This is a genomic window from Microcystis sp. M169S2 (assembly GCF_020245865.1).
Classification (GTDB): Bacteria; Cyanobacteriota; Cyanobacteriia; order Cyanobacteriales; family Microcystaceae; genus Microcystis; species Microcystis ichthyoblabe_A.
In genome coordinates this window covers 18906-43875 of sequence record NZ_JADBUB010000035.1, presented here as the reverse complement: position 1 = coordinate 43875, position 24970 = coordinate 18906, and the positions used below count along the sequence as shown (strand labels likewise).

Sequence of the window (24970 nt, the reverse complement as noted above, 5' to 3'; positions counted from 1 at the left end):
AAAAACCGATCTTAACCGAAACCAAGACAAAAAGGGTGGGCAATGCCCACCCGAAAAAATTTTCAGAGAACGTTTTTGGTTTAGTAGGTTTCTACGTGCCAGCGATGTTCTTTTTTCAGTTGTTTCTGATAGACAGACCAATCAGCGCCATTTTTAGCAGCAGCACCACTGATAGCATCGTCGATACCATCTTCCATCCCTTTCAGTCCGCACATATAAGCGTGGGTTTTGGGACTTTGGAGTAGATTCCAGATTTCGTCAGCGTGTTCGGCTACCCGGTGTTGAATATACATTCTGCCGCCCTGGGGATTTTGCTGTTCCCGGCTGATGGCATAGGTGAGACGGAAGTTATCGGGGAATTCCGCCGCGATTTGCTCTAATTCTTCTTGGTAGAGAATATTGGCCGTTTTGGGAACTCCGAAAATCAACCAAGCTAGACCTTTGAATTTATAATCTTCGTGTTGTTCCTTGAACATCCGCCAGAGGAAAGCTCGGAAGGGAGCGATTCCCGTCCCGGTGGCCATCATAATGATAGTGGCATCTTCATCACCGGGTAGCAGCATTTCTTTACCCACGGGGCCAGTAATAGCCACATCGTCCCCCACCCCTATATTACAGAGATGGGTGGAACAAACCCCATAAACGGTTTCCTTGGTTTCTGGGTGCTGGTATTCTAACTGACGCACGCAGAGAGATACGGTTTTATCGTCTAATTTATCACCATGACGGGTGGAGGCGATCGAATAGAGTCTCAATTTATGAGGTTTGCCATTAGCATCGGTACCCGGAGGGATAATACCGATACTTTGCCCTTCTAAATAGCGTAAATCGCTCCCAGAAAGGTCAAAGGTGACGTGTTGTACGATGCCGATACCCCCCTCATCAACGAGAGGATAATTCTCGATACATTTGCCGATAAAGGGTTGATTCGGACGGTAGATGTTGACGGGGATATCTGTTTTTTCTTTCGCTTGAGTCATGGCCTTTTTCTTGGTCTGTTCGGGGACGGGCGATGATTGAGCGATTGGCTGTGGTGTGGAGGCACTAGAAACAGTTGCTACGGGGGCAATCCCATTGAAGGGTTTGATGCTGACGATACGACCACCTAAACGGGTAATCCGACGCATTTCTTGATTCATGCGACTGTAGGGAACCGTGAAAAACACGCTTCCACTCTGACGGATTGAATAATCCAAGCTGTCAGTATTGTCGTTTTGATTGAGACCCGCCACTTCGTAAACAAATAAACGGTTTCCCGCTAGTGTACTCGGACTGTACATTAAATATAACTCCCAACTCAAGTCACGATAATCGTTCCATAGTTTAGCCTACCATCGGTACACTACACCTAGGCCTAATTGAGAGTTATCTTAAAAAAACCACAGACATCGCTTTTATCCTTTTGGATAGGATAGGTTAAGTCTCTGGTTAAAATCTGTTACATTTGCAGCATTTTACTTTTTATTAAGATTTATGCTACTTTTTCCCATTTATGCTAAAAATCCCCCTGGTTGGCCTGATGAGGACAAGAGCGGGGGACAGATATTAGCAATAATTATTTTATGAACTACTCGGCCGCAGCAGCGTTTAAGGGTTTAATGCTGACGATGCGAGCGCCTAAACGGGTAATCCGACGCATTTCTTGATTCATGCGGCTATAGGGAACGGTTAAAAAGACACTGCCACTCTTACGGATAGAATAATCTAGGTTATCAGTCTTGTCATTTTGACTCAAACCGACGACTTCATAGACAAAAAGGCGATTTTCTTTGGCACTAGAGAGACTTTGCATCGAAATGGCTCCTACATTGATGTTATAGTTCTCTAGTTTAGCCTAGCAGGGAGACTAGCAATCTAGTTAGGGTTTGCGGCAAAAAGTTTCTCGTGGGGCCAGGGTGTAGGGTGTAGGGTGTGGGGTGTAGGGTGTAGGGTTTTATTTTAAGGGACTTTTTCCCTGAAATTTCCCCCCGATCCCTCCAATGGCTGGCACTTTTTGATTTTCCAAAAGTCTAAACGTCTTACCCAACAAGGTTTTTAGATGTATTCAGCCAACCCTAGTTAATGGCCGATTTACGGCCGTTTATTGTACCATGACGCTCGATCGCAATTGTCCACAGGCCGCATCGGTCGCTAAACCTCTCGAATAACGGACAGTAACGGCGACTTTCTCCTGTTCTAAAATAGTTTTAAAAGCCTTAATTCTCTTTTCATCAGGCCGTTGATAATCCACCTCTTGAATGGGATTATAGGGGATTAAATTGACATGAGATTGAAAACCTTTCACCAGTTTAACTAATTCCCTTGCGTGTTCAGGTAAATCATTCACTCCCGCTAAAAGAATGTATTCAAATGTCACCCTTCGTCCCGTGATTTGAACGTATTCCTGACAGTCTTGGATCAGATTACTTAGGGGATAATGGTCGGCACTGGGGATTAATTTAGCTCGAACTTGTTGATTAGAAGCATGGAGACTAACAGCAAAAGTTACTTGCAAATTATGTTCGGCTAGTTGCTTGATTTTCTGGGGCAATCCCACCGTAGAAATCGTTAAACAACGCTGACCGATCCCCACATCTTGATTCAGGGAATGAATTGCTGTCACCACTTCGGGGATATTTAATAAAGGTTCCCCCATACCCATAAATACCACATGACTAACTCGCTGTTGAAAATCCTCCTGTACTGTTAACACTTGGTCAACGATTTCATGAGCTTTCAAATTACGAGTAAAACCCCCTTTTCCCGTGGCACAAAAATCACAGGCCATGGGACAACCCACTTGGGAAGAAACACAGACCGTCAATCTTTTTTCACTGGGAATTCCCACCGCTTCGATAATTAAACCATCCGCCAGTTTTAGCAGATATTTACGAGTGCGATCGGGTGCTACACTGCGATAATGTATAAGGGAACGACCGATAGGATAATTCGCCAGCTTGCTGCGCCATTCTTGGGGGAATACGGAAATATCCGCCAAAGAATGTACCCCTTTTTCGTATAGCCATTGGTGTAATTGTTTACCCCGATAAGCGGGTTGTCCCTGGTCTTTTACCCAGTCGGTCAGTTCCTCTAAAGATTTCGCTAGTAAAGTCATAATTATTATAGTTGATCACCTTATCATTCTAGCCGATCGATCATATCTAGTAGCAAAACCGTAACAAAATTGTATTAATCAATTGACATTTTTTCCCTTTGCTCCTTCTCTAGTCTTTGTTCGTCAATTAAATACTTAAGTAGTCGTGCAAAATTAATTTCTTGGTTAGGATAGGCAAAAGGCAAAAGGCAAAAGCTTTATCGAAATGTGTAGTTAATTTTGCTTAGGTACTTAAAACTATAACTTAAACTGAGCCTGACGACAAAAATAAATCTAGTCTTAAGCTTGATCTTTTTTACCTTTCATTTAACTTAACTGTTCAAGGGGAACTGTCAGCGCCATAATGATCGATGGACTTCGATCGAGAGCAGAAATTTTATGAGTTGCCAGCAAAAAAAGTCAATATGGGGAAATAAGGAGCTATTCAGTTGTAAAAGCAATATTTAAGCGAAAATTTATGAAAATCGCTATTTTATCGCAAGACGCTTCTCTTTATTCCACCAAGCGACTGAAAGAAGCGGGAGAAGCTCAAGGCCATGAGGTACGAGTGATCAATTATTTGCGATGTTACATGAACATCACCTCCCATAAACCCACGGTTGTCTATAACGGTAAACCCTTGGAGAGTTTCGATGCGATTATCCCCCGTATTGCCGCCTCAAAAACCTTCTATGGAACCGCAGTCGTCCGACAATTCGAGGTGATGAATGTTTTTACTGCCAACGACTCGCAAGCAATTTCTCGGTCGCGGGATAAATTGCGTTGTCTGCAAATCCTCGCTCGGGAAGGGATAGGTTTACCGGTGACGGGAATTGCTCACGCAACTCAAGATATCGATGGTTTAATCGAAACCGTCGGCGGCACCCCTCTGGTGATTAAATTATTAGAAGGAACCCAAGGTATTGGGGTAGTCTTAGCGGAAACCGACCAAGCAGCCAAGTCAGTTATTGAAGCTTTTCGGCAACTAGAGGCTAATATTCTAGTACAAGAGTATATTAAAGAGGCCAGTGGGGCAGATCTGCGCTGTTTTGTCATCGATGGAAAAGTGGTAGCCTCGATGAAGCGACAGGGGGCCGAGGGGGATTTTCGTTCTAATCTTCACCGCGGTGGCAAAGCAGAAAAGATAAAATTAACCCCAGAGGAACGCAGTACAGCTATACGGGCCACTAAAGCCATGGGTTTACGGGTTGCGGGTGTGGACTTATTGCGGTCCAATCACGGGCCTGTGGTTATCGAGGTCAATTCCTCTCCTGGTTTGGAAGGAATAGAGGCGGCCACTGGTGTGGATGTGGCCAAAAAAATTATCGATTTTGTCGCTAAAAATGCCACCCTAGTCCTAAATCGCGATCGATATCAATATTAGCCGTCAGCCTTGGATCAGTTATCAGTTATACTTTGCACGGCTACAACTTACATTTTTTACTCAAGGACAATAATATATAGCGTTTTTCAGTCTGCTGAGGTACAAAAGTTATGGGTTTTAGGCAAAAGGCAAGAGGCAAAAGGCAAAAGGCAAAGGGGAAGAAAAACAGGTGTACCTCACTAGCTTAGGAAACGCTATAGTTTAAGAGTTATAATTAGAAGCAAGGCACTCATTAAAAACATGATTAACCTAGAATTCACGGAAGAAGAAAAGAACTCACTGTATTATGAAAGATTTCATCATCCCCATCCCCGGGTTCAACTGAAGATGGAAGTTCTCTGGTTAAAGAGCCAAAAGATACCGCACAAAAAATTTGTCAGTTAGCAGGAATCTCGCCAAATACCTTATTAACCTATCTTCGAGATTATCAAGAAGGCGGAATAGAAAAATTAAAAGAAATCAACTTCTATCGCCCTAAAAGTGAATTAGAGTCTCAAAGAGAAACGCTCAAAAAATATTTTGAGAAAAATCCACCAGCCACAATAAATGAAGTTGTATATAGGATAGAAGAATTGACAGGAATAAAACGAAGTCCTACCCAAGTGAGGAAATTCTTAGAATCTCTAGGAATGAAATGTTTAAAAGTAGGTTCTCTTCCTTCTAAAGCTGACCCAGATGAACAAGAAGACTACAAAGAAAAAAAGCTAGAACCCAGACTAAATGAGGCTAAAGAAGAAAAAAGGGCTGTTTTTTTTGTTGATGCCGCTCACTTTGTTATCGGAGCTTTTCTCGGTTTTGTTTGGTGTTTTGAGAGACTTTTTGTTAAGTTACCGAGTGGTGGTAAACGCTTTAATGTTTTAGGAGCATTAAATGCGATAACCCATGAAGTTATTCTGGTAACATATTACACTTATATTACAGCATCTCAAGTCTGTGAACTTATTGAAAAAATAGCTGCTTTAGGACTAATATTTCCCATCACTCTAGTCTTAGATAATGCCCGCTATCAGAAATGTAAAATTGTTGAAGAATTGGCTCTTTCTTTGTCAATAGAGCCACTCTATCTGCCGTCTTATTCGCCTAATCTAAATTTATTTGAAAGGCTGTGGAAATTTGTCAAAAAGAAATGTTTATATGGTAAATATTATGAAAACTTTTCTGACTTTTCTTCAGCTATTTATGAATGTCTGAATGATGCCCATCTGAAACATAAAAAAGAACTGGATTCCTTGCTGACTCTACGATTTCAGAAGTTTAATAAATCTCAGATTATGAACGTCTAAAGTATATCACTTTTACCAAGACTCCGACATCGATAGGTTCGCGCAGATATTCTTTCACTCCCAAGGAACTCAGGCCAAGCTTCATGGCAGCCTCAACCCCGTCCTCGACCGTTACCTAGAAGCTTCTGAGGAGGAAAAAGTCGGTTTTCGCGGTAAACTACAAGAATTTATCCGACTTTATGGCTTTGTCTCTCAATTACTCCCCATACCTGCTGCAGACTTAGAGAAGTTCTATGAATTTTCCCGCCACTTAATCTGCAAACTTCCCACCTCCCCAGAGGCCCTTCCCTTGCCTATTCAACAAAGTATCGAACTAAACTCCTACCGCATCCAAGAGACCCACAGGGGCAAAATTGAACTAAAACGGAGTGTCTGGGAAAGTACTAGGGTTTATTCCCTAGGCACGGGCCAACCCTCCACCAAAAAGATAGAACCCCTCTCGAAAATCATTGAAGAAATTAATCGACGATTTGGTACTGATTTCAGTGAGGATGAGCGAGTTTTTATCGAACACCTTGAAACTAAACTGGATGACAGCGCACCCCTGAAAGCGAGCCTTAAGATCAATACTCCCGAAAATGTTAAACTTGCCTTTGATATCCTGGCATCCGACATCATGCAGGACATGGTGGAAATCAACTTCAGCTTTTATAAAAAGTTCACTGACGACCTTGAATTTAAGGCCCTGCTCCTCGGTTTTCTCTTTAATCGATTCCTGCAGCGATCGAATACTTCCGAAGCTAAGACAGACTCAGTTTAACATTCGATCGAACTTTCCCACCCTATGCCAGTCCGAGACCAATGACAGGGGAAGGGGGGTCTTCCCCCGACATTTGAGATAAAATCGATCTAGTTAAAAATTTAATTCCGAAACTATGTTCGACGCACTGGCCGACCGCTTAGAAGACGCATGGAAAAAATTACGAGGTCAAGATAAAATCTCCTCGGCCAATATACAAGAAACCCTCAAAGAAGTCCGGCGGGCTTTATTAGAAGCAGATGTTAACCTACAGGTAGTCAAGGGATTTATTGCTGAGGTCGAGAAACAAGCCCTCGGCGCTGAAGTTATTTCCGGAGTCAATCCCGGCCAGCAATTTATCAAAATTGTCTATGATGAATTAGTTAAAATTATGGGGGAAAGCAACGTTCCCCTAGCTCAGGCCGATAAACCCCCCACCGTAATTTTAATGGCCGGGTTGCAAGGGACAGGAAAAACCACCGCCACCGCCAAATTAGCCCTATATCTCCGCAAACAGTCCAAAAGCTGCCTGATGGTGGCCACCGATGTTTACCGTCCGGCGGCCATTGACCAATTAATCACCCTCGGTAAACAGATAAATGTTCCCGTCTTCGAGATGGGTTCTCAGGCTAATCCCGTCGATATCGCCCGTCAAGGTGTGGAAAAAGCCAAAGAATTGGGCGTAGATACGGTTATCATCGACACTGCCGGTCGTTTGCAGATAGATACCCAGATGATGGGCGAACTAGCACAAATCAAGAAAATTGTCAAGCCCGACGACACTTTATTAGTGGTGGATGCGATGACCGGTCAGGAAGCGGCCAATCTCACCCACACTTTTCACCAACAAATCGGCATCACGGGGGCAATTCTCACCAAACTTGATGGCGATACTCGCGGTGGGGCAGCCCTATCAGTGCGGCAAATATCGGGACAACCGATTAAATTTGTTGGGGTTGGGGAAAAAGTAGAAGCTTTAGAGCCATTTTATCCCGATCGCCTTGCCAGTCGCATCCTCAATATGGGTGATGTCCTGACGCTAGTGGAAAAAGCCCAGGAACAGTTAGACCTAGAAGACGCGGCCAAAATGCAGGCCAAGATTTTAGAGGCTAAGTTTGATTTTAATGACTTCCTCAAACAGATGCGGCTGTTAAAAAATATGGGTTCCCTGGGGGGAGTCCTCAAGTTAATCCCCGGTCTGGGCAAACTGAGCGGGACAGACATCGAAAAGGGCGAAAAAGAGTTAAAACGCACGGAAGCGATGATTAATTCCATGACCACGGAGGAACGCGCTAACCCCGATTTATTGGCTAAGTCTCCTAATCGTCGTCGTCGCATTGCCAAAGGTTCGGGACATCCAGAAACAGAAGTTAACAAACTAATTACTAATTTCACCAGAATGCGATCGATGATGCAACAGATGGGACGGGGACAAATGCCCGCTATGCCGGGGATGCCCGGGATGGGTGGCGGAATGTTTGGGGGTGGCAATCAACCGGGGTTCCGCGGTCAGGGTGGCAGCCCGAAAAAACCGAAGAAAATCAAGAAAAAGAAAGGTTTTGGCGATTTATAGAGGCTAAAAATGTTGAAATCCAGAGCTTAAACTGAGGTTTCTACCATCGGCTAATTTTATCTCTCTCCCGGGGACAATTTGACCGATTATCGCCCCCTCTTCCCCCACTTTCTCCAACAATTCTCTGGCACTGTCCGGAGGCAAACACAAAACTAACTCAAAGTCTTCACCGCCGTATAAAGCCCATTCTAGAGCTTTTTCGGCTCCTACATATTCTTTCAGGGTTGGATGCAGGGGAATCCTCTCGATTTCGGCACCAACCCCACTACAGCGACAAATTTGCATGATGGCATCTGCTAACCCGTCACTGCTATCCATGCCCGCGATGGGAAATTGCTTGACAATTTTTTGTAAATGTGGTATGCAATCAAGTCTCGGTCGCGGCCGTTGATGAGCTTGGATTAATCGCTTTTTTTGGGCGGAATTTAAATTCCTGCCGGTTTCAGGGTGAAAGAGTAACTCTAATCCAGCCCGCGATAAACCGTGATAACCAGTAATAACGATACTATCGCCAACTTTTGCATTAAAACGTCTAATTTCTTCATTTTTTGCCACTTGTCCCAGGGCGGTGATGCTGATGTTAATCTCCGTGGCCCGACAGACATCGCCACCAACGATCGCCGTCTGATATACTTGCAGACAAGAGCTAAGACCCCGATAGAGTCCTTCTAGCCAATCGATGGCTAGATCGGGAGTTAAAGCCAATCCTACCGTAATTCCCAGGGGTTCTGCCCCCATAGCCGCTAAATCGGATAAATTAGCCGCCGCCGCTCGCCAGCCCACATCTTCCGGAGAGGTGGTAAGATCGCTAAAGTGGACGTTATTAACTAAAACATCAGTGGTGACGACGAGAGAGTAACCCTCTTTGATCGATAAAATCGCCCCATCATCACCGATAATCTCCGCAGGACAATATTTTTGCAGAATCGGCAGCAATCCCTGTTCACCCAAGTCTTTAACGGTTAAATTCATGATGTTTGAGAATTGAACGATACAGCTTCTAAAAAGTCTTTAGTTAAGAGGATTAGCGCTGATTTTTTCGTAGGCGCGATCGATAATTCCCCGACCTCGCAGAAAGCCGGTATTAGCCCCCGGACAAAGATAGGAGAGGGTTTCCGGGCTAAAACGGTCTAAAATGGCCTCTTGCGATCGCAATTGCCGCAGCCAGTGGAAAGTTTTCGCGGTCTGTAGGGGTCGCGGTTGACCCTTGGTGTCGGGGAGAAGATGACGACCGGTAAATAAAACCCCCCCGTGACGGTTCCAGTAGAGACAGGAAGAACCGGGAGAATGGCCAGGAGTCCAAAAACCGCTACAAGTGGGAGATAACTGGATTTGCTGCTGAAAAACGGTAATTTGACGGTGAGGAAGCAGATAGGCTTCCTGTTCCTGTAGAATAATCTCACAATCAAGTAAACTTTGCAGAGAATCGCTCTGTTTACCCTGACCCCCGCGATGGGTAAAAAATAGGTAACGGACACCCTTTTCTAGGAGAAAATCTCGCTCGCTCTCCTCACAGCTAGGACAATCCACCAGAATATTGCCGGTATTTTCTACAATAAGATAAGAGGTTCCCCCTAGGGTTTCCCGATTAGGCGAGAAAGCGTATAAACCTTCTAGAATTAATCGAGGGGGTTTTGTGGTTTTGCTAACCTCTAAAGGAGACGATTCGGTTTCCGATCGCATGGTTTGCCTATCCAAATCACAATCAATGCGGTTTACAATTTAGCACGATCGGTCACTAACCCAGCCATAAAAGCGACGGGGCTTGTCTAAACCAATTTAGGCGACGCAAGTAGAGACTACCGCATCGAGACACAATCTGGCACAGACCTCCGAATACTTCCCTAGTTCGGATTCCCTCTAAGCTTTATTGGTAAAGCGTTGTTAGACAAGACATCTTGATTGTGTTGCGGTAAGGGACATTAACTTCACTCTTAAGGATTATCTCCATGGCAAGAGTTCCTGTTATCTCAAAAAACGGAAAACCGTTAATGCCCACCAAACCCAGTCGGGCCAGACGGTGGATTAAGGAAGGAAAAGCTATCGGTAAATTCAACGACTTAGATATTTTCTATGTCCAGCTAACCACTGAATCCTCTAACAACAAAACCCAACCGATTGCCATTGGTATTGACCCGGGTAAATTATTCTCTGGAATTGGCGTTCAATCCTCTCTTTTTACTCTTTGGAAGGCTCACTTAGAACTTCCTTTTAAACGAGTAAGAGAGCGCATTGACAATAGACGGTTAATGCGAAAAGGACGTAGAGGAAGACGGATTAACCGCCAACTTCCTTTTAATCTAAGAGCGCATCGACAAAAACGATTTTCAAATAGAAAACAAAGAAAATTAGCTCCCTCAATCAGAGCTAATCGTCAACTTGAACTTCGAGTCGTTTCCGAACTAACCAAAACCTATCCAATTACTGACATTTACTTTGAGTATGTCAAAGCCGATGTTGATTTAACTTCCGGTAGAAAAAGAGCTAAGTCTGGAAAAGGTTTCTCACCAGTTATGGTCGGACAAAAATGGGCTATTGAGCAACTGTCTCAATTGGCAACAGTCCATACTCGCTTTGGTTGGCAAACCTCTAATCTTAGAAAACATTTGCGACTAGAAAAGTCCAAAAATAAAGCAGAACAATCACCAGAAAGTCATGCTAACGATGGCATTGCTCTTGCCTGTTTTCAATTTTTAGATTATTTGCCATTCCACAATTCTAATGGTCATGGATATGATTGGAAGGGTTATGTTAAAGTAACGAACGCTCCCTTCGCTGTCATCAAACGTCCTCCTATTAGTCGTCGTCAACTTCACCTGATGGTTTTTTCCAAAGGTGGTAAACGACGTAAATATGGTGGCTCTACCACAAGACATGGGTTCCGTAAAGGAGATTTAGTTTCTTCTCCCAAAGGAATTGGTTATATTAGTGGAGATACCGAAAAACAGCTATCTGTAAGCGATACTAATTGGAAACGATTGGGACAGATAGCTGTTAGTAAGATTCAGTTAATTCGTCGTTCTAACGGTTTAATTGTTTCTCGCTAACTTATGTAAAGCCGCCCTCCGCTATCGCTAAAGGGCGGGGTTTCAGACCCAGTTTTTCGATGACCAGGCCGGCTGAAATTAGCCGCTTTTTATTCAAGAGAAAAGAGCCGATATGGAAATGTGGTTGTTATTAGGGATTCTTGGCGGTTTCACTTATTTTATCGTCAAGCGTAGCGTGGCCAAAATCACGACAACACCAATTTGGTTAATTTGGTTAGTCCTGATGACTCCGGCTCTTATTTGGACTGGCTGGACGTTAATCTATGGACAGGATACCCCCATGCCGGCATTTTTGCTGGTCGGTCCTTTTGTGATCTGCCCTTTTTTGTATTGGTGGCTAGTACAGAAGGGTCGGGTTACTCCCCAAGAAGGCCCCCCATCACCACCGAAACAAGCGAATTTAGTCCTAGAAAATATTGATAGTCCCGCACCTAAAAATGATTTAAAACCGATCACTGCTGAAGAGGAAAAATCCCTACGAGATTGTTTTCCTTGGGGTGTTTATTATCTGCAAAATATCGATTATCGTCCCCAAGCAATTCTCTGTCGGGGCAAATTGCGAGCAGTTCCCGAAGAAGCTTATCAAGTGATTAAAAACAATGTGGAAAAGGTTTTTGGTGATCGCTTTTTATTGCTTTTCCAAGAAAGTTTTCAGGGACAACCTTTTTTCGCTCTTGTGGCTAATCCCTGGCAGCAAAAAACAGAAACTATAGAAACTGAAAAAGTTACTCGCCCCCTTCTTGCCCTGGGTTTATTGTTATTAACTATCTTAACTACCACAGTGGTCGGTGCGGGATTAAGTGGCATTACCACCCAACAATTAGAAAATAATTCTAGTTTATTATTGCAAGGTTTGCCCTACAGTTTAGGCTTAATTGCTATTTTAGGACTGCACGAATTCAGTCATTATTTTACCGCAGTTAAATATAAAATTAAAACTACTTTGCCCTATTTTATCCCCTTTCCTTTCTTCCTAGGCACCTTCGGGGCTTTCATTCAAATGCGATCCCCTGTACCCACCCGCAAAGCTTTATTTGATGTGGCGGTGGCCGGTCCTTTGGGGGGTATAATCATCGCTATTCCTCTACTGTTTTGGGGGTTGTCCCTCTCGGAAATAGTTCCCCTAACTAATCAAAGCAGTTTATTAACTTTTCAGTCCTTAAATCCGCAGTTTTCTTTTCTCTTATCTATCGTAGCTAAACTAGCCCTCGGCAGTAATTTAATCGCGGGAAAAGCCATCCATTTACATCCTTTAGCGGTGGCAGGTTATGTGGGAATTATCGTTACAGCCCTAAATTTAATGCCCGTGGGTCAATTGGATGGTGGTCATATTGTTCACGCCATGTATGGGCAGAAAACCGCCATAATTATCGGTCAATTAACTCGATTATTCATGTTTATTTTAGCCCTAGTGCAGCCAGATTTTTTACTCTGGGCGATTATTCTCTTATTAATGCCAGTCAGCGATCAACCAGCTTTAAATGATGTCACCGAATTGGATAATAAACGAGATTTATTAGGTTTATTTTCCCTAGCTTTATTATTAAGTATTTTGCTCCCCCTTCCCGAAGCGGTGGCCCGTTGGTGGGGGATGTAAGCGACCCCATCAATCCCCCTGAGTTCTGGGAAAATTATCGGTCAGTTAGGGAATAAAATCCCTATCTCCTACGTCAAGTGAGTTCGATGATCCTCACCCTCGATCACTTTAATCCACAAAGCTGAAGGCTGACAACCGCTCACAGATCACTGATATATGGTTCTCAAGGCTAATTCTCAGAGAAAAAAGCGAGTTTCTCTGAAAGGGAAGTTAGGCAAATCTAGGTTAAAATTGCTGGCTATTCCGCTAATTTTGGCGAGTTTAGGCTGGTTATACCACGATTTACGTCAGCAGTGGCTAAAACCAGAAGCGATTTTTGTTTTGGGAGGTCATGCCGATCGAGAACGTTTTGCGGCAAAATTAGCGAAGGAATATCCCGATCTACCGATTTGGGTGTCTTCCGGTAGTCCGCGACGATATGTGAAAAAGATTTTTAAAAAAGCGGGAATTCCCCTAGAACGTCTCCATCTCGATTACAATGCGCGAGATACTGTCACTAACTTTACTAGCCTAGCCGATCAACTGAAAGCCCAAGGTATTGATAGTGTCTATCTGGTCACTTCCGATAATCACATGAGAAGGGCGCGATTAGTGGGAGAAATTGTTTTTGGTAGTCGCGGAATTATGATTAAACCGGTGACTGTTCCCTCCCAATCACCCCCCGAACCCCTAGAAAAGTCCCTCAGAGACGGTTTTAGGGCAATATTATGGATAATAACCGGTTCTACTGGGGAATTTTGGCTAGAATCCGATTCTAGTTCCCATCTCCGATCAAAATGAAATTATCTTGACAAAATCACCCACTTTATGTTAAGCAAAAACACCATTTTCGCCATCTTATTAATTTTTGTGCCGCTATCGATCGCCGGTTCCCTGTTACACTGGGGCGGAACGGTAGTTTTTATCACCGCTTGTCTAGCCATTATCCCCCTAGCGGCCTACATGGGGGAAGCCACCGAAGCGATTGCGGTGGTGGTCGGGCCAAATATTGGCGGTTTGATGAATGCCACCTTTGGCAATGCCACAGAATTAATTCTCGCCTATGTCGCTTTGCGGGAAGGTTTTATCGATGTGGTAAAAGCGACGATTACTGGCTCAATTATCGGTAATTTACTCTTAGTTATGGGATTATCGATGTTTTTAGGCGGTTTACGCTTCAAAGAACAGGAATTTCAACCGATAACCGCTCGTTTAAATGCCTCAGCTATGAATTTAGCGGTGGTGGCGCTCCTTTTACCCACTGCCGTGCAATTTACCTCCACGGGAGTCGGGGAAGCAGTCCTGCAACGTCTATCCGTGGCCGTGGCAGCGGTGTTAATTTTCGTCTATGGTTTAAGTCTCTTATTTTCTATGAAAACCCACACCTATCTCTACGATGTCGGGATTGCTGGTATTGAGGAGGAAAGCGCCAGAGAAAGCACCGCAAAACCGAAAATCTGGTTTTGGTCTTTGATTTTATTGATCGTTACCATCGCTGTGGCCGTAGAATCGGAGTTATTGGTGGCATCCCTAGAGGAGGCTACGGAACAGCTAGGTTTAACGGCACTGTTTACCGGGGTGATTCTTTTGCCTATTATCGGTAATGCGGCCGAACACGCTACGGCCGTCACCGTCGCTCTTAAGAATAAAATGGATCTATCGGTATCTGTGGCTGTCGGTTCCAGTATGCAGATCGCCCTGTTTGTGGCTCCGGTTTTGGTTATCATGGGTTATATTATCGGTCAGCCCATGGATCTAAATTTTAATCCCTTTGAGTTGGTGGCAGTGGCTGTGGCGGTGTGGTTGGCTAATTCGATTAGTAGTGATGGGCGATCAAATTGGTTAGAGGGAATGTTACTCTTAGCGACCTATGCTATCTTGGCCTTGGCTTTCTTTTTCCATCCTCTCACCGCTTAAAGTTATCCCTTGCCGATATATAGACAATGACGGACGCTTTGGCTTAAGGGAGTGGTAAAACTGGCAATTTCGAGGATTTTACCGCCAGCTTTCCCTAGATTCTCCTCTAAACTCAAACTATCCTGCGCGGACCACTGACCACGATAGAGAATAGCGATTCCGGTCTTTTTCAGGAAAGGCAAAGCATAGTTAACACAGATATCCACATTACCTACCGCTCGCAAGCAGACGATATCGTAAGCACAGTTATGTTTAAGGTTTTTCCCGACGATTTCCGCCCGACCTAAACGAGTTTTCGTGTTATTTAACTCTAATTTGTCAATAACTTCTTCAAGAAAATTAATCTTTTTTTGGGTGGAATCCAAGAGAGTCACCGACCAATGGGGATATGCGATCGCAATTGGCACTCCCGGAAACCCGGCCCCCGTCCCCAAATCAATGACTGATAGGGATTTTGTCAATAGATCTGGCTGGGATTTTTGTAACCAAGCTAAACCCGATAAAGAATCCCAAAGATGTTTTTCCCAAAACTCCTCTGGTTGGGTAATTCGGGTGAGATTAAAACGTTGATTACCCTCTAAAATCAACTCATAAAGTTGTTGAAATCGCGCTTGTTGGGCCTCATCGGGTTGCCATTCTAGGGTTTCTTGCCAAAGCTCAAATAATTCAGGAAGGATCATTAATTCAGTTATCAGTTATCAGTTATCAGTTATCAGTTATCAGTCATCAGTTATCAGGTATGAGGGAAGTGGGGAAGTGGGGAATTTCAACTAAAAACCCCAATACCCTAAAACCCTAAAACCTCAAAACCCTAAAATCTCAACTATCTGTTTTTTCACTTTTTACTTCCCTCAAATGTCCTTGTTCAATTTTCCAGTGACGGTCAGCAATAGGCAATAATTCCCCAGCATCGTGACTAACTACTAATAAAGTCCAGTGTTGTTTGAGACTAGCGAGAAGTTTAGCCAATTGACGACGCATAGACCAATCTAAACCGGCCGTAGGTTCATCGAGAAGTAACAGATTAGGCTGCCGGATTAACTGGACAGCGAGGGATAAACGACGCTGTTGACCCCCACTAAGATTGTGGGGAGAAGTATCCAGAGGAATATTTTCTAATCCTACCTCCTTTAAGGCCGCCGTTAGGCGATCGCTTTTAATCTCCGGATGACCGAGACGCAACTCCTCAAGGATGGTTTTACCGCAAAAATGACGTTCAGGAAACTGAAAAACGATTCCTCCTAATTGTTGCAGGTGCAGCACCGTTAATTCTTGGTCGCGCCAGTGAATTGTCCCTCCTGTTTTATCGGCAAAGCCTGCTAAAATTTCCAAAAGAGTCGTTTTTCCGGAACCACTGGGGCCGACAATCAGACCTAATTCTTGGGGGGCTAATTCGAGATTAATCCCCTGTAAAATGGGATTGAGAGCAGCGGGAGGATGATAAACCACATCTTTGAGATAAAGCATTGACAGGAAAATAACTGGAAATTAAGTCTAGAAACCCGTTTCTATTGTGACAGATTTTTTCATTCGCTCAAGGAGACTTTTGACCATGGTGCTGAGGTTAGGTTTAACGAAAAAAATGGCGATCGGTGCTTCGCTGGCTGTTATGGTAATGGTTAACTGGATTGGTCCCGGGTTAGCCGGAGATCCTTTCCGCAAAACCAATCCCCGACCGATTGGCGATAAGACCGAGGCCGCTTTTAACGCTATTTTTAAACAAGGTAACTATCTAGAGGCAAAAAAATTAATTGTTGAGGCCACGGAAAAGGAACCCCAAGAACCTTTGTCCCATGCTATGCGTGCCTCTCTTGCTTTTACCGACCAGGATTGGAACACCCTCAAAACCTACTCCGAGAAAACTAAGGCAGCGGCCAAACAAATGCAGGACAGTGACCCTTTAAGGGGAAATTTGTATCTCGCGGTGGGGAGTTTTTTGGAGGGAACCTACGTTTTTCAAACCGAAGGAGCAGTATCGGCTATCCCCAGATTACAACAGGTGTTTCAGTATTTGGAAACCGCAGAAAAGGTTAATCCTACGGATCCGGAATTGAACCTGTTAAAGGGTTATATGGATTTGATTTTAGCGGTTAATTTGCCCTTTTCTAGTCCTCAAGAGGCAATTCAACGGCTAGAAACCTATGGGAGTCCTGATTACTTGGTCGATCGAGGTATCGCTCTAGCTTACCGGGATTTAAAGCAGTATGATCAGGCTTTGCAGTTTATCGATAACGCTCTGAAAGCGACCCCCGATAATCCAGAATTAATGTATCTGAAGGGTCAAATCCTGAGAATTCAAGGCAATACGGATAAAAATACTGGCTCTTTGAAACTGGCATTAGATTACTTTAATAATGCCCTGAAAAAACAGGAACAACTCCCCGAATCGGTCAAAAAACAGTTAAATCGCGAACACCGTAAGGTACAGGAGGAGATTAAATCCCTAGAAAACACCGCTAATCGTTGAAAAAAGCCTATTATCAGTTATCAGCTTCTGAAGGCAAGAGGCAAGAGGCAAGAGGCAAGGGGCAAATTTTGCCAAAACAGAAAATCCCCTCTTATGTTATATAAAGTAAAGGATTATTAAGCTTCGCGGAAGTTTATTAATTAAAGTTAAAAATATATTGACAAAAAAATTGGCTTGTGGTATAGAGCAGAATTTGGCTAAACCTCCTAGCTGATTTATTGTCAAGGGTTCACCTAAGTGTAATTGGAGATTTCATGACGGCAACGACGGATAAATTGCATGGGGAGTTGATCACCTCGATCGAGCCAGACTTTAAACTGAAAGATATTATTAAAAGCATTCCCAAAGAATATTTCCAGAAAGACCCAGTTAAAGCTTGGTTTGGTGTGATTACGAATATTTTGGCGGTCATTGCGGGTTATGCAATGCTAGTTTATTCTCCCTGGTATTTACTGCCTTTAGCTTGGATTTTCACTGGTACAGCTTTAACGGGATTCTTTGTGATCGCCCATGATTGCGGTCATCGGTCTTTTTCTAATCGACCCTGGGTTAATGATCTTGTCGGTCATATTTTCCTCTTACCGCTTATCTATCCCTTCCACTGTTGGCGTTTCCTCCATGATCGCCATCATGCTAAAACTAACATGGTAACGATAGATAATGCTTGGGATCCTTGGGAATTAGAAGCTTTTAACTCGGCCAATCCCCTAGTGCGTCTCTTTTATCGCGGCATTCGCGGACGTTTCTGGTGGCTCGGTTCGATCGCCCACTGGGCTATTCTACACTTCAACATCGAACAATTCAAAGAGAACGAACGGGAAAAAGCGCGCTTTTCGATGATTGTCGTCCTAGTTTTTGCCGCTATTTTTTTCCCAACCCTAATTTTCTACACTGGTGTTTGGGGATTGGTTAAATTTTGGGTGGTGCCTTGGTTTGTCTATCATTTTTGGATGAGTACCTTTACCCTTGTCCATCACACAGACCCCGATATTCAATTTTCCTATCCCGAAGAGTGGAATCAAGCTTTAGCGCAACTAGAAGGAACAGTTCACTGTAGCTATCCCCGTTGGGTAGAAATTCTCTGTCACGATATTAATGTCCATATCCCCCATCATATCTCGACGGCGATTCCTTCCTATAACCTCCGCAAAGTTCACGCTAGTCTCAAAGAAAATTGGGGTAGTCACCTAAAAGAAACTGAGTTTTCTTGGCCATTAATGAAACGAATTGTTGATTATTGCCATATTTTCGACTCCGAAACCGCATACAAAACCTTTAAGGAAAGTCGCGGTTAAATCAGTTATCAGTTATCAGTTATCAGTGGGTAAGTTATCAGTGATCAGATTTGAGTTTTAAGTGACAGTATTAAATCGAAGTTTTCTACTGTCTTTTCACTGATTACTGATTACTGTTTACTGAAAAAAGATTACCAGGAACCGCGTTTACCATTGGGCATCACTGTTAACCAATTGGTTTTTGCTAGGGCGATTTGTTCTCGATTTACTTGGGCATCAGAGAGATTGGCACCGCAAAGATTAGCGTTTTTAAGATTAGCGTGGCGAAGATTGGCTCCAGTGAGATTCGCCCCGCGCAAATCGGACTCTTCCAGGTCTGCATAACCGAGATAGGCATTATTTAAATTGGTATTTTTGAGAATCGCTTGACTGAGATTAGCCCGGCCCAAATCAGCATTGGACAGATCCGCCCCTTGTAAATTAGTTCCTGTTAATTTGCATTGAAAGAAATTTACCCGCAAAAGTTGTACTTTAGACAGATTGAGATTCGATAATTCCTCCTGGGCGAAATTGCGCCGGCCGTTATTGTAAGCATCGAGAATCGCTTTTTCATCTAAGCGGCGTTTTCTCTTCGGTGAGGTTATATCTGGGCTGCTGTGGTCTTTATTTTTAGATTGTATATTTGTATTGGTTGTTGAAAAGGCCATCTGCGCCCCCGGCAGATTATCTGGAGAGGCCTCTGGATTTTTATTTTTGGGGCGAAATTTAGAGTTGAGAGAGCCAGAAACGAAGGAAGTGGCTATTTGACCTGAATCTTGTGGTGGTTTCGGGGAAGTAACCATTGGAGCCGCGATTAAACTTTGGGCTAGACTATCGGCATAAGCGGTCATGTCTAAAGCATCCATTACCTCTTGGGCGGATTTGTAGCGATGACGGATGGAGACTTCCAGCATTGTTTTCAGGACTTTAGCAAACTGGGGACTCACCTTGACTAATTTTTCCCAGAGTAATTCACCTGTATTGACATCAACTTCGATAGTCTTAGGAGATCTGCCCGTGAGTAGATAGATACAGGTAACTCCCACGGCATAGATATCACTGGCATAGACTGGACGCATGGCCATCTGTTCGGGAGGGGCAAAACCTTGGGTACCCACGGCAAAATTAGTGAAAGCATTTTGAGAATTGACATTGGCAATAACAGTGTTAACTTGATTTTTGACAGCCCCAAAGTCAATCAGAACCAATTTTCGATCCGTTTGCCGAAGAATTAGGTTAGCGGGTTTGATATCCCGATGAATTACCTTTTGTTTGTGGATATATTTCAAAATCGGCAAAAGTTCACTTAAAAACTGTTTGACTCCCGCTTCGCTAAACGGGCCACGTTTTTTTACCTCTTGGTAGAGGTTATGACCTTTAACGTATTCCTGAACTAGATAAAACCGTTGATTATCTTCAAAATAGTCCAATAATCGGGGAACCTGCGGATGAACCCCCAGTTTTCCCAGGGTTTCCGCTTCTCGCTCAAAAAGTTCCTTGGACATCTGAAAAATATTAGCATCATCAGTGCAAGGTCGCAGTTGTTTGACCACACATAGGGGGGTACCTGGTAGGGATAAATCCGATGAGACAAAGGTTGCCCCAAACCCTCCTTTCCCTAAAATACCTAGAATTTGATAGCGGTTGTGCAGAAGCAGTTTTGAACCGCAACTCTCGCAGATTAACGCTGTTGGGGCGTTTTTCGGTTGAGGACAGTCGGGATTAAGGCAGTAGGTCATATAGAGTCACCAGTTGACCGATACTTTTTTGCTAAGACAGTTCAAAAATGCACCCTCAGAGATTCTCCTCAAGAGGAGGTATCTCCGAAAGTCCAAAACCAGAGGCCTGAAACATTCAAAGCGCCTGTAACGCTTTTTTGTGTCATTGCTTAGTTAACGCAGGAGCAACTTATCAAGATGGCGTTTGCTTGCTAACTGGGATTTTTACCTAAACTCTTTTAGCTTACCACAGATTTTAAAATTGGATACCTCTGTCAATTGTCAACTAATCTTAGCTTTTCTTGATAATTCAACACCCCTAATCACTTTTTCCCTTTCATCAAAGCGGCCCGGGCCTGTTCGCGGTCATCGAAATGGATTTTTTCCGTCCCCAAAATTTGATAATCTTCGTGACCTTTACCGGCAATAATTACTCCGTCTCCCGGTTGTGCTGCTTGAATAGCGGTGTCAATAGCCAAAGCGCGATCGCTAATTACCTGCACAGTAATTTCTGGGGGAATGCCAGCGATAATATCCTCAAGGATTCCTTCAGGAGACTCTGTGCGGGGATTATCCGAGGTAACTATGGCTAAATCTGCTAATTCTGCGGCTATTTTCCCCATTAACGGCCGTTTTGTCCGATCTCGATCGCCGCCACAACCAAAAACACAAATCATCCGACCAGAAATAAAGGGACGTGTTGCTTTTAAAACATTCTCTAAACTGTCAGGAGTATGGGCATAATCGACAATGACGCTGATATCTTGGTCAGGCGCGATGCTAACCCGTTCCATCCGCCCTGGTACTCCTGAAAACTGGGGAATTTGGGCGATTACTGTCTCTAAATCTACACCACATTCTAACACTGTCGCCACCGCCGCTAAGAGATTAGCCAGATTATATTGACCCACCAGAGGAGAAGCAAAGGCTATTTCTCCTTGGGGAGTCACCATCACCCCTTCCACTCCCGTGGGTTGATAGTGTAAATCTTTAGTATAAAAATCGGCATTAGCATCGGACACACTATAGGTTAAGACCTGTTGGGGAGACAGGGAGGCCGCTAAACGTTGACCATAGGCATCATCAAGGTTAATAATCGCCTTACCTTGCAGATAATCGGGACTAAATAATTTAGCTTTAGCGGCAAAATAATCCTCCATATCGAGGTGATAATCGAGATGGTCCCGGGTGAGATTAGTAAACACCGTCACGCGAAAAGTACAACCCTGTACCCGTCCCTGGGCCAGTGCATGGGAACTAACTTCCATGACGGCGATTTCATTGCTGGCGCTCACCGCTTTGGCTAAACTGGCTTGTAACTCGTTAGCGAAAGGAGTGGTATGATTGGCGGTTTCTTGGAATCCTTGCCAACGGGTGTAAAGAGTCCCGAATAACGCGGTGGGAATGTTTGCTTGGCTGAGAAAATATTCAATTAAATGGGTGGTGGTGGTTTTGCCGTTGGTTCCCGTCACACCGATTAATTTGAGGGTAAGGGCCGGATAATGATAAAATTTAGCAGCGATCGCAGCAGTGGCAGTAACTAAATCTGCCACAACGATTACGCAAGCATCCTCCGGGGGGGGAAATTTAGCAGCGGCTGCCGGGGAGATAAGCGCCGCTACAGCCCCGCTTTCCAAAGCAGAACGCCAAAATTCGCCGCCATCGACGCGAGTACCGGGTAAACCGATAAATAAATCTCCCGGTTGACAAGCATGGGAATTGGTGGAAATTCCTGTAATCTCGGTAATAGAAGCGATAGGAGAAGAAATCGGGGAAACCAGAGGGATAGTTTTTAAAAGTTCTTGTAGTTTCATAGTCAGGATTGAATCTAGGGATTGCTGCTTTTAGATTAGCCGATTATCAAAGAGGTTCCTAGTCCGAAATGGGAAGTGGGGGTGTAGAGTGTGGGGTGTAGGGTGTGGGGTGTGGGGTGTGGGGTGTGGGGTGTGGGGTGTGGGGTGTGGGGTGTGGGGTGTGGGGTGTGGGGTGTGGGGAGAATAAAGCTGCCTTTTGCCTTTTGCCTTTTGCCTTTTGCCTTTTGCCTTTTGCCTTTTGCCTTTTGCCTTTTGCCTTTTGCCTTTTGCCTTTTGCCTTTTGCCTTTTGCCTTTTGCCCTTTGCCTTTTGCCTTTTGCCTATTGCCTCCTGATATCTGCGATAAGCTAAAAAAAACAAGGCTATAGCTTGTCAACTATTGAAGATTTTCTGCTGACTATTTTCGGGATATTTATATGCAATTCGTCGATTTTCTGGCTCTCATTCATCCTGTCCTAGCGATAGTGGTCGTTTTCCCTATTATCGGCCTCGTAGTTAACTTTGCTTGGCAAACCCGTCAACGTCGCCTAGAAAGCAACGCGGGAAATAAAAGTAAAATTCCCCCAGTGGTCGGGCCAGAACATCTACGTTTAGGCCGCTGGTTAACGGGTACAGTGGTAGGGGTTAACCTGTTAGCATTAGCTTACTCGGTCGTTTACGGTTTTAATGGTTTTGTCGATAAACAAAAAGACGGAAAATTAGACTCCTTTCAGGTCATTTTTGTGATTTTGATGTTTTTTGTCACCATTGCTTCTTTGGTCTGTCTCTACCGTGCTAGACAAGCACTCTGGCGCGGAATTTTTGCCACCTTGACTGGCATCGGTTTAATTATTATCGGTTCTCAGGATGGGGTCTGGCGACTCTCGGACCAATGGTACTGGTCTCACTACTATATCGGCATGGCGGCATCATTACTGATGATTTTCTCTCTGGCCATTGTCGAAGATATCTATAAAGACCGTTCCCATCGTTGGCGCATTGCCCATACAATCCTCAATTGTATCGCTCTGGCTCTCTTTCTGGGACAAGCCATGACCGGTTCGAGGGATTTGCTGGAAATTCCCCTCAGTTGGCAAAAACCGGCAATTTATCGCTGTGATTTCACCAATAAAACCTGTCCTGAACCGAAATCCCAAACCCCCCTCATCAACCCGATAAGTTAAACTTTTTTAGGGACTGGGAGAGGGTGAAGGAGTTGGGAAAGTGGGTACACACTTAGATGGCTCCGTGGGGGTATCACCCTCCTCCGGTACGAGTTCCTCACACCAATTGGCAATCTTACCAAGTTGGGGCAAAGTGCTTAAGGGATTGGGTTTCAGGTTTTCGATTAAGTCAGTCCATTCTACTCCTTGTATCACAGCAACTGCGCCGCTATTTGAGGCACAGGTTGAAATTTTCCCCCACTTCTTACCCCAGGCGGCACCGACGAAGTCACCGTTACCGGTTTTACCGAGGGAATAGTCAGGAGCAAAGATAAACGCTTCTAGTCTTTGGTTTTGACCCACTCTCAGACAAATTTGCGGCGCGGTGGAAGCTAATTCATTATTGGCATAAATTTGTAGATTGCCCGGTTTACAAACCGTGGGTGGGCTAACACTGCTGCAGTCGTGTTCGATGACACCGTTAATATCACCTCTAACATAAAAAACCACCCGTTGCCCTGGAGTAATGGCAATCTTATCGTTACCACTCAAGTTGATATTATCAACGATATACTCGTACACCTGTACGCTTTGACCGTTAATCGTGCGATTAGTGGGTGTGTCTCCCTGTCTGGGAAAAGTTTTCTGAGCAGGCAAAAGAGGACTGGTAAGTTCTCCTAGGTTTGTAATACCGTTGGGAGGCTCCGGTAAATTGGGGAAAGGGACACCGACAAATTGCGCTTTGTAGGGGGTATTGGGTGCAGGTTCGGGGGGTTCGGGCTGTTGAATATTATTTTGGTTAATATGACATTCTAGGTTCGGTTGCAAACTTCCTGTCTCCTCGACAAATCCCGTCGCCACCGTGGTGTCGCTCATAACCACATCCCCCTGAAATTTAGCACCGCCAGAATAATTCGGATTGCTGACCGTAATCTGGCTAGTTTGACTGAGATCTTCTGTGGCTCCCTCCCTTATCCACAAAGTCGGGACCGTGGTGCGAGTGAATGCGAGGGGACGGGAAGGAAAAATAGGGATAGTTACTACCACGCGGTTACGCGAGGCGGCATTGTCGCCATCGATGTTATTTAGGTCTCCTGTTGGACTGAGGGAAAGTCCTTCGAGGGTGAGAACTCCCCAACCCAAACCGTCAGGGGGGGGATTGGTATCATCGAAATTGTATCCAACCACGCGATAATAACGATTATCATTCAACTGAAACCGAAACCATTCACCACTAGCCAAATCTCTTAATCCTGGATTTACTGCTCTTTGTTCTTCTGTGGGTGCGAGTATTTTGTAGGCAATTTCGTTATTACGATTGGTATTACCACAGGCGGTGGCAATGGCTAATTTTTTTAAATCTTTTTGTAAATCGGTACTGGGATTACCACTAGGTACTTCGGCGGTCTGCCAACAATCGCCGGAAGTACAATTACTATCAACCTTCGCCATAACTCGAATGCTATTAAGTAAATCCTGCACGCGAGCCAGCCCAGCTTCGGAACTTGTTAAACTATCAGCCCGGGCTTTTTGGGCAATTACTTTCGATTGGTTCCCTTGGACGCGCATCATCACAGTTATCCCTGTTCCCATCAGGATAAGTCCAATTAACAGGACAAGAGGCAAGGCAAACCCTTTTTCCCTATTAGCCATCAGGTGAAGGTATAAATGATTGTTCATGGGCCAGTCCATCTAAGAATGGTTACTTTTATTATAATACTGTCAAGTTTTGGTCAAGTGACAAATGTGATAATACAAGTATAGCACTGTGAGTAAAATCACAAACAAAAGCCAGTTGATACGATAATTAGCAATTAGTTTTTCGATAAGTAGGTAGGCGTTAAAAATTATCAGATGCCCCCCTTATCAAGGGGGGACTAAGGGGGGATCGGCACCCCCCTTATCAAGGGGGGCAGGGGGGATCGAACCTAAAATCTATTTTTAATTTAATTATAACCAGCTAC

At 44.2% G+C, this 24970-nt stretch carries 21 protein-coding genes and 1 pseudogene; 11 read left to right on the top strand and 11 right to left on the bottom strand.

Features of this window, described 5'->3' with window-relative positions; genetic code table 11:
• Positions 1-80: 80 nt before the first annotated feature.
• The 3 genes from cpcD/petH to rlmN all read right to left on the bottom strand — a co-directional run bounded on the left by cpcD/petH (position 81) and on the right by rlmN (position 3094).
• On the bottom strand, positions 81-1280 hold the full coding sequence (cpcD/petH, locus tag IM485_RS04230; RefSeq protein WP_104397978.1) for a bifunctional rod-capping linker CpcD/ferredoxin--NADP reductase PetH: 1200 nt from the start codon (positions 1278-1280) through the stop codon (positions 81-83).
• Between the two features lie 287 nt (positions 1281-1567).
• Positions 1568-1792 (bottom strand): rod-capping linker protein CpcD, encoded by a 225-nt coding sequence (gene cpcD, locus IM485_RS04225; RefSeq protein ID WP_002772199.1) that lies wholly within the window; start codon positions 1790-1792, stop codon positions 1568-1570.
• 288 nt (positions 1793-2080) lie between these two features.
• Complete coding sequence (gene rlmN / locus IM485_RS04220) at positions 2081-3094, bottom strand: dual-specificity RNA methyltransferase RlmN (protein ID WP_287741500.1); 1014 nt, start codon at positions 3092-3094, stop codon at positions 2081-2083.
• 457 nt (positions 3095-3551) lie between these two features.
• On the opposite strand from rlmN, the gene rimK reads away from it, so the two are divergent.
• The 4 genes and pseudogenes from rimK to ffh all read left to right on the top strand — a co-directional run bounded on the left by rimK (position 3552) and on the right by ffh (position 8052).
• A complete protein-coding gene (gene rimK, locus IM485_RS04215; RefSeq protein WP_002776181.1) occupies positions 3552-4457 on the top strand; it encodes a 30S ribosomal protein S6--L-glutamate ligase in 906 nt (301 codons plus the stop codon).
• A 240-nt stretch (positions 4458-4697) separates the two neighbouring features.
• Positions 4698-5740 (top strand): annotated as a pseudogene (locus IM485_RS04210) (IS630 family transposase).
• A gap of 289 nt (positions 5741-6029) precedes the next feature.
• Complete coding sequence (locus IM485_RS04205; protein ID WP_192576022.1) at positions 6030-6500, top strand: hypothetical protein; 471 nt, start codon at positions 6030-6032, stop codon at positions 6498-6500.
• A gap of 115 nt (positions 6501-6615) precedes the next feature.
• Positions 6616-8052, top strand: coding sequence for a signal recognition particle protein (gene ffh / locus IM485_RS04200; protein ID WP_104397980.1), 1437 nt, complete (start codon positions 6616-6618; stop codon positions 8050-8052).
• A gap of 3 nt (positions 8053-8055) precedes the next feature.
• Here ffh and thiL read toward each other — a convergent pair whose 3' ends face one another.
• Positions 8056-9024, bottom strand: coding sequence for a thiamine-phosphate kinase (thiL, locus tag IM485_RS04195; RefSeq protein ID WP_104397981.1), 969 nt, complete (start codon positions 9022-9024; stop codon positions 8056-8058).
• A gap of 39 nt (positions 9025-9063) precedes the next feature.
• Positions 9064-9735, bottom strand: coding sequence for an MBL fold metallo-hydrolase (locus tag IM485_RS04190; RefSeq protein ID WP_104397982.1), 672 nt, complete (start codon positions 9733-9735; stop codon positions 9064-9066).
• Between the two features lie 266 nt (positions 9736-10001).
• On the opposite strand from IM485_RS04190, the gene IM485_RS04185 reads away from it, so the two are divergent.
• The 4 genes from IM485_RS04185 (at position 10002) to cax (ending at position 14592) form a co-directional block, all read left to right on the top strand.
• The gene (locus IM485_RS04185; RefSeq protein WP_104397983.1) at positions 10002-11099 is read left to right on the top strand and encodes an RRXRR domain-containing protein; all 1098 of its coding nucleotides are present in this window, start codon (positions 10002-10004) and stop codon (positions 11097-11099) included.
• A 112-nt stretch (positions 11100-11211) separates the two neighbouring features.
• On the top strand, positions 11212-12696 hold the full coding sequence (locus IM485_RS04180) for a site-2 protease family protein (protein ID WP_287741495.1): 1485 nt from the start codon (positions 11212-11214) through the stop codon (positions 12694-12696).
• Positions 12697-12852: 156 nt separating this feature from the next.
• Positions 12853-13476 carry a YdcF family protein gene (locus IM485_RS04175; protein ID WP_104397985.1) on the top strand — a complete coding sequence of 208 codons (624 nt, stop codon included), beginning with the start codon at positions 12853-12855 and terminating at the stop codon, positions 13474-13476.
• A gap of 27 nt (positions 13477-13503) precedes the next feature.
• Positions 13504-14592 (top strand): calcium/proton exchanger, encoded by a 1089-nt coding sequence (cax, locus tag IM485_RS04170; protein WP_104397986.1) that lies wholly within the window; start codon positions 13504-13506, stop codon positions 14590-14592.
• Positions 14593-14594: 2 nt separating this feature from the next.
• Here cax and rsmG read toward each other — a convergent pair whose 3' ends face one another.
• Together rsmG and IM485_RS04160 are read right to left on the bottom strand one after the other, a co-directional pair.
• Positions 14595-15272, bottom strand: coding sequence for a 16S rRNA (guanine(527)-N(7))-methyltransferase RsmG (gene rsmG, locus IM485_RS04165; RefSeq protein ID WP_104397987.1), 678 nt, complete (start codon positions 15270-15272; stop codon positions 14595-14597).
• A 139-nt stretch (positions 15273-15411) separates the two neighbouring features.
• Positions 15412-16059, bottom strand: coding sequence for an ABC transporter ATP-binding protein (locus IM485_RS04160; protein WP_104397988.1), 648 nt, complete (start codon positions 16057-16059; stop codon positions 15412-15414).
• Positions 16060-16144: 85 nt separating this feature from the next.
• On the opposite strand from IM485_RS04160, the gene IM485_RS04155 reads away from it, so the two are divergent.
• The gene (locus tag IM485_RS04155) at positions 16145-17059 is read left to right on the top strand and encodes a Sll0314/Alr1548 family TPR repeat-containing protein (RefSeq protein ID WP_104397989.1); all 915 of its coding nucleotides are present in this window, start codon (positions 16145-16147) and stop codon (positions 17057-17059) included.
• A gap of 254 nt (positions 17060-17313) precedes the next feature.
• Positions 17314-18354 carry a fatty acid desaturase gene (locus IM485_RS04150; protein ID WP_104397990.1) on the top strand — a complete coding sequence of 347 codons (1041 nt, stop codon included), beginning with the start codon at positions 17314-17316 and terminating at the stop codon, positions 18352-18354.
• Positions 18355-18485: 131 nt separating this feature from the next.
• Here IM485_RS04150 and IM485_RS04145 read toward each other — a convergent pair whose 3' ends face one another.
• The 3 genes from IM485_RS04145 to IM485_RS04135 all read right to left on the bottom strand — a co-directional run bounded on the left by IM485_RS04145 (position 18486) and on the right by IM485_RS04135 (position 22224).
• Positions 18486-20072 carry a serine/threonine-protein kinase gene (locus IM485_RS04145; protein ID WP_104397991.1) on the bottom strand — a complete coding sequence of 529 codons (1587 nt, stop codon included), beginning with the start codon at positions 20070-20072 and terminating at the stop codon, positions 18486-18488.
• A gap of 302 nt (positions 20073-20374) precedes the next feature.
• Positions 20375-21865: a UDP-N-acetylmuramoyl-L-alanyl-D-glutamate--2,6-diaminopimelate ligase gene (locus tag IM485_RS04140; RefSeq protein WP_287741490.1), complete on the bottom strand. Its 1491-nt coding sequence runs from the start codon at positions 21863-21865 to the stop codon at positions 20375-20377.
• 35 nt (positions 21866-21900) lie between these two features.
• Complete coding sequence (locus IM485_RS04135) at positions 21901-22224, bottom strand: hypothetical protein (protein WP_287741487.1); 324 nt, start codon at positions 22222-22224, stop codon at positions 21901-21903.
• Between the two features lie 56 nt (positions 22225-22280).
• On the opposite strand from IM485_RS04135, the gene IM485_RS04130 reads away from it, so the two are divergent.
• Positions 22281-23027: a DUF4079 domain-containing protein gene (locus tag IM485_RS04130; protein WP_104396373.1), complete on the top strand. Its 747-nt coding sequence runs from the start codon at positions 22281-22283 to the stop codon at positions 23025-23027.
• Between the two features lie 6 nt (positions 23028-23033).
• On the opposite strand, the gene IM485_RS04125 is transcribed toward IM485_RS04130, so the two are convergent.
• Positions 23034-24686: a hypothetical protein gene (locus IM485_RS04125; protein WP_104396372.1), complete on the bottom strand. Its 1653-nt coding sequence runs from the start codon at positions 24684-24686 to the stop codon at positions 23034-23036.
• Positions 24687-24970 lie beyond the last annotated feature (284 nt).

What these genes read in the sequence shown, in the direction of transcription:
- IM485_RS04145 (WP_104397991.1), bottom strand. Translation starts at nt 20,072, where the DNA reads ATGACCTACTGCCTTAATCCCGACTGTCCTCAACCGAAAAACGCCCCA.
- IM485_RS04160 (WP_104397988.1), bottom strand. Translation starts at nt 16,059, where the DNA reads ATGCTTTATCTCAAAGATGTGGTTTATCATCCTCCCGCTGCTCTCAAT.
- IM485_RS04130 (WP_104396373.1), top strand. Translation starts at nt 22,281, where the DNA reads ATGCAATTCGTCGATTTTCTGGCTCTCATTCATCCTGTCCTAGCGATA.
- IM485_RS04175 (WP_104397985.1), top strand. Translation starts at nt 12,853, where the DNA reads ATGGTTCTCAAGGCTAATTCTCAGAGAAAAAAGCGAGTTTCTCTGAAA.
- thiL (WP_104397981.1), bottom strand. Translation starts at nt 9,024, where the DNA reads ATGAATTTAACCGTTAAAGACTTGGGTGAACAGGGATTGCTGCCGATT.
- IM485_RS04140 (WP_287741490.1), bottom strand. Translation starts at nt 21,865, where the DNA reads ATGAAACTACAAGAACTTTTAAAAACTATCCCTCTGGTTTCCCCGATT.
- IM485_RS04190 (WP_104397982.1), bottom strand. Translation starts at nt 9,735, where the DNA reads ATGCGATCGGAAACCGAATCGTCTCCTTTAGAGGTTAGCAAAACCACA.
- IM485_RS04125 (WP_104396372.1), bottom strand. Translation starts at nt 24,686, where the DNA reads ATGAACAATCATTTATACCTTCACCTGATGGCTAATAGGGAAAAAGGG.
- rimK (WP_002776181.1), top strand. Translation starts at nt 3,552, where the DNA reads ATGAAAATCGCTATTTTATCGCAAGACGCTTCTCTTTATTCCACCAAG.
- rsmG (WP_104397987.1), bottom strand. Translation starts at nt 15,272, where the DNA reads ATGATCCTTCCTGAATTATTTGAGCTTTGGCAAGAAACCCTAGAATGG.
- rlmN (WP_287741500.1), bottom strand. Translation starts at nt 3,094, where the DNA reads ATGACTTTACTAGCGAAATCTTTAGAGGAACTGACCGACTGGGTAAAA.
- IM485_RS04155 (WP_104397989.1), top strand. Translation starts at nt 16,145, where the DNA reads ATGGTGCTGAGGTTAGGTTTAACGAAAAAAATGGCGATCGGTGCTTCG.
- IM485_RS04180 (WP_287741495.1), top strand. Translation starts at nt 11,212, where the DNA reads ATGGAAATGTGGTTGTTATTAGGGATTCTTGGCGGTTTCACTTATTTT.
- cpcD/petH (WP_104397978.1), bottom strand. Translation starts at nt 1,280, where the DNA reads ATGTACAGTCCGAGTACACTAGCGGGAAACCGTTTATTTGTTTACGAA.
- cpcD (WP_002772199.1), bottom strand. Translation starts at nt 1,792, where the DNA reads ATGCAAAGTCTCTCTAGTGCCAAAGAAAATCGCCTTTTTGTCTATGAA.
- IM485_RS04185 (WP_104397983.1), top strand. Translation starts at nt 10,002, where the DNA reads ATGGCAAGAGTTCCTGTTATCTCAAAAAACGGAAAACCGTTAATGCCC.
- ffh (WP_104397980.1), top strand. Translation starts at nt 6,616, where the DNA reads ATGTTCGACGCACTGGCCGACCGCTTAGAAGACGCATGGAAAAAATTA.
- cax (WP_104397986.1), top strand. Translation starts at nt 13,504, where the DNA reads ATGTTAAGCAAAAACACCATTTTCGCCATCTTATTAATTTTTGTGCCG.
- IM485_RS04150 (WP_104397990.1), top strand. Translation starts at nt 17,314, where the DNA reads ATGACGGCAACGACGGATAAATTGCATGGGGAGTTGATCACCTCGATC.